Origin of the sequence: Pseudoalteromonas sp. PS5, from assembly GCF_004103255.1 — a bacterium.
Classification (GTDB): domain Bacteria; phylum Pseudomonadota; class Gammaproteobacteria; order Enterobacterales; family Alteromonadaceae; genus Pseudoalteromonas; species Pseudoalteromonas peptidolytica.
In genome coordinates this window covers 34,156-48,239 of the sequence record NZ_RCSQ01000042.1, presented here as the reverse complement: position 1 = coordinate 48,239, position 14,084 = coordinate 34,156, and the positions used below count along the sequence as shown (strand labels likewise).

Sequence of the window (14,084 nt, the reverse complement as noted above, 5' to 3'; positions counted from 1 at the left end):
GGTTTCAGGGGCGACTAATTAATTTGTTATGTGTAAATTACTCGAACTCACCATATTCCCAATCTGCATTGGCGTGTATTTTTTGTGCGAATGAACCGGGTTTTAAGCAGGTTAGTTCGTTAATAGTTGGATCAGCTTTCGTCAAATGGCCAACACAAATAAGATGTGGCTCTGAGTTCTCTGGACAATCCTCATCATCACAGAAAAACTGCCAATCACCTTCGGGATCTCGAATACCTACTAATGCGGGTGACTCTTTATTAAAGACATGAGGGCAAACATATACCCCGTAATTATCATTAAACTCCATACTTCCCTTTACACATAACGCCTCAAACACCGGATTGGTGAAGTTGGCTACTTTTTTGCGCACGCGAAAAAGGTGACAGCTTTAGCAAGTCCGCGTGCTTTGACTTGTTAGGCGAGACCACGAATGACATCTAATTTATTTTCAGGTGCATTTGGAGACATAAAATCAGGAATTGTGTTTTCTGTACGGCGAGGACGAGATAAAAACTCTACTGGCCATTCGGTAACACGACTTTCTTTTTTATGTTCGTAGACACCAGGGGTTGGCTCATTAATATGCTCTACCTGCAAAATTAAAGCTAACGGCTCTTCCGAACCATCAATTTCGCTAGAGCACTCTTTAGCTTCCTCATATGTTTCGAAAGCATAATAGTAATCGCTGCCATTTTCCAAATCTGGCGCGCCATCATGAGGGTGACACCAAACGCGATATTCAAGAACCTCATCCCATACGTACCCGCCTCCAGCTTTTGATTCTGCTGGGTATTCCCCTACCATTTTTGGATCTTTTACTTTTGGATAGATACTCATAACTCCTAATAGCGCCTAACGCCGTTGTAATTGGCTAATAATAGTTGGCTAAAATTTGTGAGGCACGAACAAAGCCAACTGTTATTTTGTCCGCGTTTACAACCTTGTTATAACCCCCATACCTGAGATGCCGAAAGAGCAATCGACAAAACCATAACTACAAAGGAAAAGGAATTATAAAGTTTCCAGTGGCCCTTTTGTTTTTTTGAAACTTTATAAAAAGTGAAAATAAAGCTTACAATAGAACCAAGCACCAGAAATGCTAATTTTTGCATCATGGGTGACCATGTAACATTTCCAGCACTTATATGATGATTAAAGAAAGCAGCAAACCACAGTAATAAGAGTGCATTGAATAGAATATAGAGTTCTTTAAAGCCAAACCTACTTTGCGAAGCGCCGCAGAAAGGGCAAAAATAAGCTGTTGATTTACCAGCACTCACCATTTTAGGTAAAATTTTACTTTTACACTTTTTACAAGTAGTCATAGAACACTCTAACGTCTTCGGGGGTTATAACATTTTATTCGTGCGCATGCGCGTTTACCTCGTTGGACCAGTGAAAACGCGCACAGTTAACTATCAGTATGCAAAGAACTTATCAGCATTTTGCTAAATATACCATCTGGAAAAGTACGCATGCGCGTTTCCCAAACCTATTATCTCAACTTTTAAATAAATAACCTATTGATAAAAAATAATATTTTTAATTTATTCATGCGTAAACGCGCAAAAAGTTTTCCATTATTTTCCTTGAAATCCGAGAATCCCAGATAACACTGTATGTATACACAGTTAAGTTAGGAGTTATCATGAGTCTAAAAAGCCCATTTCTGAAAGGTCTTCAGGAAGAAATGCGTATGCGTGGTTACAGCATTAGAACAGAAAAAACCTACCTATATTGGATTAAGGCATTCATTAACTTTCACCACAAGCGTCACCCTGAAACAATGGGTACGGAAGAGGTTACACAATTTTTAACTTTCCTTGCCAACCAACGAAATGTGGCTATCAACACACAAAAAATTGCACTTAACGCGTTAGCCTATTTGTATCAGAAGCATTTGCACCATGAGCTTGGGGATTTAGGCTTTTGCTATGCCACTAAACAAAGACATTTACCTACGGTGTTATCCCCATCAGAAATCTCACTAATACTAAATGAACTTGATGGCCGCGATAGACTAATAATAGAACTACTCTATGGTAGCGGACTAAGAGTTTCAGAATGCCTCAGGTTACGTATCCAAGATATTGATATTGATAGAGCTTCGCTTACCGTTAGAGACGGTAAAGGGCATAAAGATAGGCAAACCATCCTCAGCAATAGATGCGCAAAAAAGCTCACTACATATATTGAAATGGCTATTAAGATTCAACAGGATGACAACCTTCACGGGATAGGCCCATCTCTGCCAAATGCACTAGAACGCAAGTATCCCAACGCGTTTAGGCAGCATGGGTGGATGTTTATTTTCCCTTCCAGCACTACTTGTATCAATCCTTATTCCGGAACACTTTGCAGACACCATTTACATCAAAGTGTTATTCGTAAAGCGCTCGGGAATGCCGTGCGTAATATTCAAATAAATAAACGCGTCACCTGCCATACGTTTAGGCATAGCTTCGCAACCCATTTGCTTCAAGCTGGTCGTGATATAAGAAGTGTTCAAGAATTACTGGGCCACAATGACGTTAGTACCACACAAATCTATACACATGTACTTGGCCAACATTTTGCAGGTACAACTAGCCCGTTAGACACAATATAAATGTCAGAGCCCTTTCGAAACTCAGTAGCATTACTAAAATTAGGTCAACTGAAGCTAAAAAAGTTGGTTGCACATTCGACTACTGAATCGAAATGGGGTAGGAATGAATTGACTAAACGGCCGCTATGTAGAATGAAAGCTAACATTGACGACCGTCTCTTGATTGCTCGTAGGTGAAGTATAAACACGCTCTTTTTAACTATAAGATCGGATATTGTACTACCCTGTTTAACTGCACGAGCATTGTTAGCGTTACTCTACTCTGTGCTTTATCACCATTCGAATAGGTGTGCCATTTTAGAAATCGTTTTCAGCCCAACGCCATGGCCATTCCGTTTGGCGTATAAATGTTGTAGTGACTTATCCCTAATTTCGCCAACGATCACTTCTTTAACTTGATAACCCATCGCAGTAGCCGCAGAGGCGTAAGCAACAAATTCCCACTTTTTAATATTGGTGTTATCAACCACCACAAGCGGGATCCCCTCCGCTAGTGCGTTTATAAAACGGGCAAGATTTAAATTGTGGTACTCGGACAAGCGCTGCTTTTCAAAGTGATACTCACCATTTTCATTAACGAAAAAGTCGTCCGTTGAGCAAATAAAATACTGTGTTTCATCACCAGCAACTAAGTCATCAGCTAGCGTTTGCGCGTAATGCGATTTACCAGAGCCTGGTAGCCCCCTCAAAATAAAAACTTGTTTCATCGAATTTTGAACGTCACTGTTAGTATTATTTAAGTAATTTTTATCATCGAATATTCATAATGCCACAACGCCGCGATCTTTTCATGGTTTTAGTGTTCTAATTAAGGGGAGTTTTTTGCATTTCAGTGTTTTTTTATTTGTTCATCGCAGGTAAGATACGGCTTACATGACGATAAGACATTCTGTCTTTTAATTTACAAATAAAAAATAAATCATTTGGAGTAAAGATGAGCCACACAGCGATAACGGAGCTACTAGCAGGCACCGTTGCGGTTGACAGCCAAGTTACAGTAAAAGGCTGGATCCGTACACGACGTGATTCAAAAGCAGGTATTTCATTTCTAGCCGTTCATGACGGTTCTTGTTTTGACCCTATTCAAGCCGTAGTCCCTAATTCGCTGAATAATTATGACGAAGTGACTCGTCTTACTGCTGGGTGTTCAGTAGCGGTGACTGGTGTGCTTGTACAATCTCAAGGTCAAGGCCAATCTTTTGAGATCCAAGCTAACAGCGTTGAGGTATTAGGCTGGGTCGAGAATCCTGATTCTTACCCAATGGCGGCAAAGCGCCATAGTATTGAATACTTACGCGAACATGCACACCTTCGCCCGCGCACTAACGTAATGGGCGCAGTGACACGTGTGCGTAACTGTCTTGCACAAGCAATCCACCGCTTCTATCACGAGCGTGGCTACCAGTGGATCAGCACACCTATCATTACCGCGAGTGACTGTGAAGGTGCAGGCGAGATGTTCCGTGTATCTACACTTGATATGAACAACCTACCACGCACAGACAAAGGCGATGTAGACTATTCAGAAGACTTCTTCGGTAAAGAAGCATTCTTGACGGTATCAGGTCAGCTTAACGGTGAAACCTACGCCAGTGCCCTTTCAAAAATCTACACGTTTGGCCCGACATTCCGCGCTGAGAACTCAAACACGTCTCGCCACCTAGCTGAGTTTTGGATGGTTGAGCCTGAAGTTGCGTTTGCCGACCTTAACGACATCGCAGCACTTGCAGAAGATATGTTAAAGTATGTGTTTAAAGCAGTACTTGACGAACGTCGTGATGATATGGAATTTTTCGCACAACGCATCGAAAAAGATGCCATTACTCGCCTAGAGTCATTCATCGACAAAGACTTTGCTCAGGTAGATTACACAGATGCTATCGAAATTCTTAAAGCATGTGATAAAGAGTTTGAATTCCCTGTTGAATGGGGCGTCGACTTACAGTCTGAGCACGAACGCTACCTAGCTGAAGTACACTTTAACGCACCGGTAGTAATCAAAAACTATCCTCGTGATATTAAAGCGTTCTACATGCGTCAAAACGAAGACGGTAAAACCGTTGCCGCAATGGACGTTGTTGCACCTGGTATTGGTGAAATCATTGGTGGCTCTCAACGTGAAGAGCGTTTAGATGTACTGGATGCGCGTCTTGAAGAAATGGGCTTGAACAAAGAAGATTACAGCTGGTACCGCGACCTACGTAAGTATGGAACAGTGCCTCACTCAGGCTTTGGTCTTGGCTTCGAGCGTTTGGTTGCATATGTAACGGGTATGGGCAACGTACGTGACGTGATTGCATTCCCACGCACAAAAGGTAGTGCAACTTACTAAGTCTTAGTAATACCAAAGTTGTGCTCTTATCGACTTTGGTTAAATGTAAAAAGCCTTCGTTTAGAAGGCCTTTTTGTTTGTGTAACAAATACTATTTATTACAAAACTTCTAGTAGCTCAACGTCGAAGATTAACGTTGAGAAAGGTGCAATTGATGCACCCGCACCGCGCTCACCGTATGCAAGCTCGTGTGGAATGTATAGACGCCATTTAGAGCCAGCAGGCATCATTTGTAGTGCCTCAGTCCAGCCTTTGATAACACCATTCACAGGGAATTCAGCTGGCTGACCACGCTCGTATGAGCTATCAAACGTTGTACCGTTAATAAGTGTACCGTGGTAATGAACGCGTACTTTTGATTCCGCTTCAGGCTTAGCACCCTCGCCTGTTTCAACAACCTCGTATTGAAGGCCAGACTCAGTTACCGTTACTTCTGCACGCTTTGCATTTTCCTCAAGGAATGCAATGCCCTCAGCAGCCAATACTTTCGCTTCTTCTTCACGACGCTGTTGGATCTCAGCATTGATCTTTTCAAATGCTGCTTGGATTTCAGGGATCTCAACGCGGAAGCTGTCACCAGCATAAGCGTCTTTCATACCTTCGAATACAGAGTTAAGGTTTAAGCCTTCGAAAGGATTCGCTTTTAATTGCTCACCCATCTGTAAGCCAATACCATAGCTCGCTTTATCTGCGTCTGTGTTGAATTGAGACATAGTCTTTCCATATTTTTATTTAACAAGAATTTATGATTGTATCACAGCAAAATTACTCAAGATACCGAAGCTGCTGGAATATCAAGCACTCGAGCTGAGCTGCAAAGACAAAAAAACCGCTAACTAGCGGCTTTTTCTTCGGCATATTGTTTGAGTTTTTTCACCACAAAGGTTGCAAACGGTAGTAACAAAACTAAGCCAACGTTTAGCTCATCACTGTATTCACCTAAGCTACCAGTAAAATAGTGACCAAAACCAATAACACCACACAATGCAATAACCACACTCGCCAATTGCGGCCAGCTCTTTTCATATTTTGTTATTAAGTGGCCTGCCAGACAATTAAATAAAAACACATGTAATAGTGTCATCGTTATGTCTGGGTCTTGTTGCGAGTCAATCGATAGCGTAAGCGCCATGTTGAGACCACTAAGATAAAAATAACTAAATACAATCCAAAGAGAACTATGTTTTATTATTACAATATTACTAGCCGCTGACATGTACGCCTCCAAACGAAAAAAACCGCCAAATAAAGGCGGTTTTGGGAATGAGGTGGCGGAGAGATAGGGATTTGAACCCTAGATACGCTATTAACGTATGCCGGTTTTCAAGACCGGTGCTTTCAACCACTCAGCCATCTCTCCGTTGTTGGCGCGCATTCTATGTATTAAATACCAGCTTGTAAAGCTCTATTTTGATTTTTGCATTTAATCGAGCAAATTACAGTCAATAATATTGTTTTGGTCTCTTAGCGATATAGGCAAACACACTACTAGCCACAACCACTCCAATAATAATGATCCCCGAGTCAATCATACCAACAACGGCATTTTTTGCCGGTAACACCCGCTCAATGATGACAGGTATTGTCGACACTAGTACAACGGTACTAAGGACTTTAAATGCTCTAGAAAAGTCGAATCGCTTGGTATAACTCATCCATGTAGTTAATACACCTAATACTATGATTGGTGCAAGTAGGCTCATCCAAATTTGGCTGGTATAGCTTGAAAGCATCACAGTCGCGGAGCATCCTATTAGGCTCCAAATGATCCAGGCAGTCCAATTTTCCCGTTCTTTTAAAAATAAATTACCCATGACACATCTTCTTTCAATTAGCTTATTATTTTTTATTGTTATAGAAAACAGGATTTACTGTCTTAGAGTAGCAAACATAATGGCTATAAAACAACCACATCGACTGAGACAGTTTAATTTGTGGAAAGTTCAAGAAAAAATACCAAAGTATCCGTTACCACAGCATTAATCATTGCACAAAAAAAGCACAGCTATTGCTGTGCTTTTTAGGGATTATTTTGAAGTGATAAAGTTAACTGTCTGCTTTATCAAGTTCATCTATTAATAACTTGGTTTCATCGGCTCTTGGTTTAGTGAATCTAGCTAACCCAAGATAAACGACAGGTGTCAGGTATAAAGTAAAGAATACAGCTAACCCAAGACCACCAAACACTACCCAACCAATCGCATTTCTCGACTCAGCACCTGCGCCAACCGATAAAATCAACGGTAATGCACCTAGTAATGTCGACACTAATGTCATCATGATCGGACGTAAACGTATCACCGCAGCCTCTTCTACTGCTTGCCTAACAGTACGTCCTTTGTCACGTAATTGATCCGCGAATTCAACCAATAAAATTGCATTTTTAGCAATTAGACCTATCAGCATGACTAAACCAATTTGAGAATAGATATTAAGTGAAGTGCCGGTTAGATAAAGTGCGAGTATCGCTGAGGAGATCCCAAACGGCACGGTTATCATCACAACAACCGCACTATTCACGCTTTCAAATTGTGCAGCAAGTACTAGCAATACAATTAAAAAGGCCAACACGTAAGTCAATAACACCTCATTAGCAGTCTCTTCAAACGTTAACGCTTCCCCTTTGAACGCCAAGGTTACGCTATCCGGTAAGCTGCGCTCTGCTAGCGTGCGTAACTGTTCAACTACTTCAGCCATTGGTATTGCTTCAGGCTGCTTCATATCAAGCTCAATACTACGACGCTGAGCATGACGCTCAAGCTCAGCCGCAACGCCCTCTTCTACAATTACCGCGAGGCTACTGAGTGGGACTAACGCACCAGAGCGACTACCCACGTAGAGATTGGCCAAGTCACTGGGATCTCGAATAGTATGATTTTGTGCTTGGAGCATGATAGGAATAGATTGATCGCCAACATTAAGGTCGGCAACATCATCTCCATTGATTGCAGCCCTGAGTGTGGTTGAGATGTCACTCAAACTCACACCAAGCTCTTCCGCTCTGCGACGGTCAATGTTAACACGAAGTTGAGGTTGCGAAGGTTGATAAGATATTTGCACAGGAGCCGCATCCGGCATTTCTTTTTCAACTAAGGCAGCAAACGTCTGCGCTGCTTTGAATATTTCAAGGTAGTCATTACCAAGTAACGCAAGTTCAATTCCCCCACCTTGGCCTCTTAGGTTTAGGCTATTTGCACCAAAAGCGCGTGCCGGGGCACCAGGAATATTACCAAGGGGAGCTCGGATTTTGTCAATAATCTCTTGTTGTGAGAAATGCCTTTCATCCCAGTGCTTTAATGGCACAGTAATGAACACAATATTGGGATCCCACTGGCCAACAACAGTGTAAATAGACTCTATCTCGCCACTCTCTACAAACGGTAACAAAATGTCTTCCATTTGCTTGGCTTGCCTATCCATAAAGTTAAGACCAACACCGTCAGGTCCTCTGGCGAATATTCGGATCTTACCTCTGTCTTCTGATGGTAACAGCTCATTGTCTAGCTGTGTATACAGCGCGCCTGATAGTCCAGCGACAATCACAAATATGCCAAACGTAAGCCAAGCATGATCTAGTACCCAATGGATCGTACCACGGTACCAAGTCGCGAGCTTAACTCCCGCTTCAGAGAAAATGTGCTTTTTACCATCTTGTTTTAATTTTAGCTTTGAAGTCAGTGCCGGTACTAACGATAAAGCTACAAACGAGGAAATAATCACAGCTCCTGCCAGCACACCACCAAACTCTCTAAATAATCGACCAGCCGTTGAGGGTAAAAAGGCAATGGGCACAAATACCGCAGCCAATACTGCTGTTGTGGCCACCACAGCAAAAAAGACTTCTCGGGTGCCTAATACCGCCGCTGCACGACGGCCAATCCCTTCCCCGCGACGACGCTGGATATTCTCACTGACTACAATGGCATCATCAACAATAAGCCCTGTCGCCAAGACTAATGCCAGCAGAGTAAGAATATTCACTGAAAATCCCAGCGCCCAAATAAGTGCCAGCGAGCCGATCAGCGCAACTGGGATGGCAAAAGCAGGGATCAGCGTTGCACGCCATGAACCGATAAAAACCCACAGTGTGAACACGACTAGTAATATAGTTATCACCAAAGAGCTAAGCACTTCATCCACTGACGAACGAATAAACTGGGCATCATCAGAGGTAACAGAAAGCGCGAGATCAGGAAATCGTGCTTTAGTTTTCTCAACAAGCTGTAGCACTTCATCGGAGATCTCAATGGTGTTGGACTGGGCTTGGCGAATAATTTCAAGACCAATGACAGGTTCACCATCTAGCCGCACCATAGAGCGAGGATCTGCTGGACCGAAATACACAGACGCAATGTCTCCAATGCGTGTATCACCTCGAATGATGATGTCACTGATCTGCTCTGCGGTAATAGAGGTCGCGTCTGCACGAACAATCAGCTGCTGGTCATCTGACTTCAAGCTACCGGCAGGCACATCAAATGGCGCTTGTTTAAGTGCAGCTGCTACATCTGGCACTGTTAAGTTAAAACTCGTCAACTTGAGTGGATCAAGTCTTACCCTAAGCACTCGCTCTCGGTCACCGTTGAGGCGAACATCTGCAACACCTGGAATAGTTAAAAATTGTGGTGCTAAATCTTTCTCAACACGCTCGGTTAGACCTTCAAGTGTCAATGAAGCCGAGCTTACCGTTAAAGACACAACAGCTTCAGCGTCATTATCCGCTTTTATTATCGAAACACGCTCAACTTCTTCAGGCAACTCTCTTTGTACTCGCGATACAGATTCACGGGTTTCGTTTGCCGCATCATCGAGGTTAATCCCAGGACGAAACTCAACAACAATGCGCGCATTATTTTCTTCGCTTTGCGCACGGATGCTTTTGACTCCGCTTACCCGAGCTACTGCGCCCTCTAGCTTACTGGTTACTTCGGTATCGACGGTTTCGGGAGAGCCACCAGGAAAAGAAGCTGAAACAGTTAATCTTGGCCTATCTACATCTGGCAATTCCCGTACTTCTACACCGGCTAATGCCGCAATTCCCGCAATAATGATTAACAAATTTAAAACGACGATAAGTACCGGACGGCGAATGGCCATTGACGGTAAATCTTGTAGTTGTGGTAAATCAGGCTTGGTCACAGTTTATTCCCTCGCCAGCGCATTTGTAATTGCAATCTCTTGACCAGGACGAAGTCGTTGCACCCCTTCAACAACTAATAACTCTCTTGCTGCTAACTCCCCAGACACCAGTAACTTACCGGGTAAGCGTTGCTGGATTTTCACATCAACCCGTTTAGCTTTACCATTTTCTTCTTTCCATACATAAGGACCTGTTGCCCCCCACAGAAGCGCAGCTTCTGGAATAACTGCAAATTCTTGGCCTAGCAAAGTTAGAGATACTCTAAAGCTCATGCCCGGTAAAAACCGCGCATTTTGATTGTCGAAAATGGCTTTCACTCTCAAGGTTCTTGCTGTAGGGTCTATCCGCGAGTCCATCTGGGCTATATCAGCACTAATGCGGGTGTCATTATCATTCCATGGTGTTAGTAGAACGTTATCAATCGCTTTGAGCATGCTGTAAGCCGATTCAGGTGCGGCAAATTGAACGTAAAGTTTGTCGAAATTATCAATACTGGCAATCGCGGTTTGTGTTGTAATACGGTCGCCCACTTCAACGTCAGTTAACCCCATCACACCACTAAACGGCGCAAGAACGCGGCGGTCTTCAAGCTCGTTTTCGGCTTGTACTACTGCAACTTTTGCAAGGTCGCGCTCTGTTACCGCCTTATCTAACTCATTGATAGGCACGGCTCCGCGCTTTTGGCTGTCGGTCAAACGCTCAACTGTACGTTGTGCATCAGCCAAGCGAATTTGTGCTTCTTTCAGCGCAGCTTTTTGACGGCGTGAATCTAATTCAAGTAACAAGGTGCCTGCTTCTACATGGTCGCCCGGACTAAAATGCACGGCGGTTACCTTGTCTCCAGTTGCGGGATAAAGTATGACTGATTGGATCGCTTCTGCATTGCCTACCGCTTGAATTTGCTCACTGCTACTTTCAAATTGAATTGGCTCTGCAATCACTTGCGAAGGTTTTGCCTGCACGGCGCTGGTTATCAACATGGTAGCTACAATAGCTACCAAGCGCGTTACTTTACACATATTAACCTTATAAACTACCTTTATTTTAGCTGCTTTGAGTGTAACAGTTATTCACTCAAACCAAGATAAACTATTCGATAACACACAGTATAAGTGCGATAAAGTGCAGTATGCCTTACAGTGGCCTAAAGAAAAGATAAGCCCATGTAAAGTAAGGTAAAGTTATGTAAAGATAGTGGTCAAAATGAGCGCGATAGGCATTCGCGCTGTGGTGTTTTATTGCGCGGCTGCGCGCATTAGCCTGTCATTCACGTCTCGCCACTTAGGCGTACGTGGAGGTGCTTCCAATAAAATTTCTGTTGCACTAGATTGGTCTAACTGATGCAGGCCGTAATACAGTCCTTGTGCATACTTGGCTTTTTCCGCACCAAGTTTTAGATCCACCAGCTCATTTATATCGCGATGCCCCGAGAGTATTGACTCTATTTCTGAAGAATAATATAAAATTCCCGTATTGGGCGCATACCCTAACTGCAAGCGAGACGTTAGCGCTTGAGTTGATAGAATAGTAAGACGTTTGCTGGGCTGATAATGCGCTTTTACATTCCCAGGCACAGCCACAGTGTGGACATCTGGTTCTTCAACTTCCATATTTAGTACCGCTTCAAGATCAGCTTTGGTAATAGGCCCCGCCCTTAAGATCCTTGGTGTAGGCGATGAAATATCAACAATGGTCGACTCGAGGCCCACTTCACAGGAGCCACCATCTAAAACCGCAGCAATTTTACCAGACAAACCAAATAATACTTGCTCGGCAGTGGTTGGGCTGATTTTCTTGTAGGGATTCGCTGATGGCGCAGCAAGTCCCGACTGCACTTGTTGTAACAATGCTAACATCGCTGGGTGATTTGGTACTCGGATCCCAACTGTTTTGTGACCGCCAGTAACAACATCGCTGACATGTGCACGCTTTTTAGCAACTATGGTCAACGGCCCTGGCCAAAATGCGTCAGCCAAGGCGTCAAAATAATCAGGCAAGGTTTCAGCCCATTGAGTTACCAAAGACTTGTCGGCCACATGAACAATGAGAGGGTGATCAGCTGGGCGCCCTTTTGCTGCAAAATTTTTTTTACTGCATTTGGCTGATTAGCATCAGCTGCTAAGCCGTAAACGGTCTCAGTTGGAACCGCAACCAGTTGACCATCACGTGCAAGCTCAGCCGCTTGAGTCACCGCGGTTGGATCTGTTGCCAATAAATGTAAGGTAGTTAAGCTCGCTTCACCCACGTTGTCTTCTCACTGTAAAAAATGGACGCGAATTATAACCAATTTAAAATGCAAAGAGCCAGCATTACTGGCTCTGGTGTACATCTATAGTCAAAAATACTTAACTTGAGGTTTGGATAAGGAATGCTCCAACTCATTGTTGCTATCGCACAACTTAGTTGTTCCCTTGTCTAGCCAGAAAGTTTTAGGGAAAACACCGCTTCCGCGCCCTGCTCTCGCAAAGGTGCCTACATCATGTAGGCAAGGCGAATTTACGCTCCACTAGCTGGCAATTGGAAAGACTGGCAGCTAAAAGGCATTGATTATCCGCAGCTCAAGTTACTTACTGTGCATTTGCAACCATTATCGTTTTCACATTAACAAATTCCTTTATTCCAAAACCACCGTGCTCTCTGCCATAGCCGCTGTCCTTTACCCCACCGAATGGTAAATTGGGCTGTGCAAGAGAATAACCGTTTATGTTCACCATACCTGTGTCGAACTCTTTGATGGCAAGCTCCGTTGCATGCTGCGTATCTTTGGAGAAAATCCCACCACCTAAGCCATAGCGCGAATCATTAGCCACCATCATTGCTTCAGCTTCATCTTTTACACGGATCAAAGACGCTACTGGCCCAAATAACTCATCATCGTACGCAGGCATACCGGGTTTAACATCTTCTAAAATAGTGACCGGATAATAAAAGCCTTTGTCCTTTGGAATTTTGCCACCAAGTGTGCACCTTGCACCAGCGTCAATAGATGCTTCGACTTGTTGATGTAATTCATTACGTAAGTCTTTACGTGCCATAGGACCAAGATCTGTGTCTGCCGCGCTCGGATCTCCAACTTTTAACTGTTTAAACCCTGACACAAAGGCCTCTCTAAACTGATCATAAATTTCATCAACAATAATAAAGCGCTTCGCGGCAACGCAGGTCTCACCGTTGTTGACAATACGCCCTTGTATACATGCTGCTACTGACTTTTCGATATCTGCATCCGCCAACACAACAAAAGCATCGTTACTGCCCAGTTCCAGTACCGTCTTTTTGGACAGCTCAGCAGAGCGCTTCGCAACTTGCTTTCCTACTTTGTCACTACCGGTAAAGGTCACACCACGAATATGCTGATTTTCGATCAGTTCACCTGCTGTCTTTCCGTCAATGAGTAAAGATTGAAAACAGCCTTTTGGAAACCCAGACTCTAAATATAACTCTTCAATTAGTTTCGCGATCCCAAACACATTAGATGCGTGTTTCATGACTGTGGTATTGCCCGCCATCACATTTGAAACACTATACCTAATAACTTGGTAAAGCGGAAAATTCCACGGTTGGATCCCTAAAATCACACCAACTGGCTGGTACGTGATAATCGCATGACCCTGTTCAAATACACGATGTTCATCTTGGAGCTCACTTTCTCCTTGCTCCGCTGTATAACGGCAAATCTTTGCACATAATGCGACCTCTTGCTTGTCTTGCTCCGTTACTTTGCCCATTTCCTCGGTCATTAACGCAACTAACTTGGAGGAGTTTGCCTCAATCAAATCAGCCAGTTTATTTAACTTTTGAGCCCGTTGTGTAAAGGTAGTTTTTTCCAAAATTGATAGCAATCATTCGCTAAATCTACCGCTTTATTTGCTTCATGCAAATTCATCAATTGATATTCGTTTACTGGTTGCTCGTTGGCGGGATTAATTGTAGTTACCATATTTGGCATCATGAGACTCCTTCAAAGATTGTAACAACGTAAATCAGTATTAGCGATTTAC

12 protein-coding genes, 1 tRNA gene and 2 pseudogenes are annotated in these 14,084 nt (G+C 43.3%); 2 read left to right on the top strand and 13 right to left on the bottom strand.

What is annotated here, in order from left to right:
* Positions 1–37 precede the first annotated feature (37 nt).
* The 3 genes from D9603_RS05780 to D9603_RS05770 form a co-directional block, all read right to left on the bottom strand.
* A complete protein-coding gene (locus tag D9603_RS05780) occupies positions 38–373 on the bottom strand; it encodes a hypothetical protein (protein ID WP_206644487.1) in 336 nt (111 codons plus the stop codon).
* 44 nt (positions 374–417) lie between these two features.
* Positions 418–840: a GCN5 family acetyltransferase gene (locus D9603_RS05775; protein WP_128730605.1), complete on the bottom strand. Its 423-nt coding sequence runs from the start codon at positions 838–840 to the stop codon at positions 418–420.
* A 107-nt stretch (positions 841–947) separates the two neighbouring features.
* Positions 948–1,328: a hypothetical protein gene (locus D9603_RS05770; RefSeq protein ID WP_128730604.1), complete on the bottom strand. Its 381-nt coding sequence runs from the start codon at positions 1,326–1,328 to the stop codon at positions 948–950.
* 323 nt (positions 1,329–1,651) lie between these two features.
* On the opposite strand from D9603_RS05770, the gene D9603_RS05765 reads away from it, so the two are divergent.
* Positions 1,652–2,611, top strand: a complete 960-nt coding sequence (locus tag D9603_RS05765; protein WP_128730603.1) for an integron integrase — start codon at positions 1,652–1,654, stop codon at positions 2,609–2,611.
* 272 nt (positions 2,612–2,883) lie between these two features.
* Here D9603_RS05765 and D9603_RS05760 read toward each other — a convergent pair whose 3' ends face one another.
* Positions 2,884–3,318, bottom strand: coding sequence for an ATP-binding protein (locus D9603_RS05760; protein ID WP_125253940.1), 435 nt, complete (start codon positions 3,316–3,318; stop codon positions 2,884–2,886).
* A gap of 227 nt (positions 3,319–3,545) precedes the next feature.
* On the opposite strand from D9603_RS05760, the gene asnS reads away from it, so the two are divergent.
* Positions 3,546–4,943: an asparagine--tRNA ligase gene (asnS, locus tag D9603_RS05755; protein ID WP_010379069.1), complete on the top strand. Its 1,398-nt coding sequence runs from the start codon at positions 3,546–3,548 to the stop codon at positions 4,941–4,943.
* Between the two features lie 98 nt (positions 4,944–5,041).
* On the opposite strand, the gene D9603_RS05750 is transcribed toward asnS, so the two are convergent.
* The 9 genes and pseudogenes from D9603_RS05750 to D9603_RS05715 all read right to left on the bottom strand — a co-directional run bounded on the left by D9603_RS05750 (position 5,042) and on the right by D9603_RS05715 (position 14,032).
* Positions 5,042–5,656 carry an FKBP-type peptidyl-prolyl cis-trans isomerase gene (locus D9603_RS05750; RefSeq protein ID WP_125253938.1) on the bottom strand — a complete coding sequence of 205 codons (615 nt, stop codon included), beginning with the start codon at positions 5,654–5,656 and terminating at the stop codon, positions 5,042–5,044.
* A gap of 119 nt (positions 5,657–5,775) precedes the next feature.
* Positions 5,776–6,159, bottom strand: a complete 384-nt coding sequence (locus tag D9603_RS05745; protein WP_128730602.1) for a hypothetical protein — start codon at positions 6,157–6,159, stop codon at positions 5,776–5,778.
* 53 nt (positions 6,160–6,212) lie between these two features.
* Positions 6,213–6,303: transfer RNA gene (locus tag D9603_RS05740), tRNA-Ser, on the bottom strand.
* An 82-nt stretch (positions 6,304–6,385) separates the two neighbouring features.
* Positions 6,386–6,757, bottom strand: a complete 372-nt coding sequence (locus tag D9603_RS05735) for a hypothetical protein (RefSeq protein WP_125253936.1) — start codon at positions 6,755–6,757, stop codon at positions 6,386–6,388.
* 232 nt (positions 6,758–6,989) lie between these two features.
* Complete coding sequence (locus D9603_RS05730; protein WP_194086952.1) at positions 6,990–10,040, bottom strand: efflux RND transporter permease subunit; 3,051 nt, start codon at positions 10,038–10,040, stop codon at positions 6,990–6,992.
* A 45-nt stretch (positions 10,041–10,085) separates the two neighbouring features.
* Positions 10,086–11,102: an efflux RND transporter periplasmic adaptor subunit gene (locus D9603_RS05725; protein WP_128730600.1), complete on the bottom strand. Its 1,017-nt coding sequence runs from the start codon at positions 11,100–11,102 to the stop codon at positions 10,086–10,088.
* Positions 11,103–11,318: 216 nt separating this feature from the next.
* Positions 11,319–11,693 carry a Sua5 family C-terminal domain-containing protein gene (locus D9603_RS22085; RefSeq protein ID WP_241651596.1) on the bottom strand — a complete coding sequence of 125 codons (375 nt, stop codon included), beginning with the start codon at positions 11,691–11,693 and terminating at the stop codon, positions 11,319–11,321.
* A gap of 63 nt (positions 11,694–11,756) precedes the next feature.
* Positions 11,757–12,274: pseudogene (locus D9603_RS22080) on the bottom strand (L-threonylcarbamoyladenylate synthase); the annotation flags it as partial.
* Positions 12,275–12,650: 376 nt separating this feature from the next.
* A pseudogene (locus D9603_RS05715) lies at positions 12,651–14,032 on the bottom strand (NAD-dependent succinate-semialdehyde dehydrogenase).
* Between the last annotated feature and the right edge of the window lie 52 nt (positions 14,033–14,084).

Coding starts and splice junctions, on each gene's coding strand:
- D9603_RS05725 (WP_128730600.1), bottom strand. CDS start 11,102: ATGTGTAAAGTAACGCGCTTGGTAGCTATTGTAGCTACCATGTTGATA.
- D9603_RS05765 (WP_128730603.1), top strand. CDS start 1,652: ATGAGTCTAAAAAGCCCATTTCTGAAAGGTCTTCAGGAAGAAATGCGT.
- D9603_RS22085 (WP_241651596.1), bottom strand. CDS start 11,693: ATGGAAGTTGAAGAACCAGATGTCCACACTGTGGCTGTGCCTGGGAAT.
- D9603_RS05770 (WP_128730604.1), bottom strand. CDS start 1,328: ATGACTACTTGTAAAAAGTGTAAAAGTAAAATTTTACCTAAAATGGTG.
- D9603_RS05775 (WP_128730605.1), bottom strand. CDS start 840: ATGAGTATCTATCCAAAAGTAAAAGATCCAAAAATGGTAGGGGAATAC.
- D9603_RS05730 (WP_194086952.1), bottom strand. CDS start 10,040: ATGGCCATTCGCCGTCCGGTACTTATCGTCGTTTTAAATTTGTTAATC.
- D9603_RS05745 (WP_128730602.1), bottom strand. CDS start 6,159: ATGTCAGCGGCTAGTAATATTGTAATAATAAAACATAGTTCTCTTTGG.
- asnS (WP_010379069.1), top strand. CDS start 3,546: ATGAGCCACACAGCGATAACGGAGCTACTAGCAGGCACCGTTGCGGTT.
- D9603_RS05735 (WP_125253936.1), bottom strand. CDS start 6,757: ATGGGTAATTTATTTTTAAAAGAACGGGAAAATTGGACTGCCTGGATC.
- D9603_RS05750 (WP_125253938.1), bottom strand. CDS start 5,656: ATGTCTCAATTCAACACAGACGCAGATAAAGCGAGCTATGGTATTGGC.
- D9603_RS05760 (WP_125253940.1), bottom strand. CDS start 3,318: ATGAAACAAGTTTTTATTTTGAGGGGGCTACCAGGCTCTGGTAAATCG.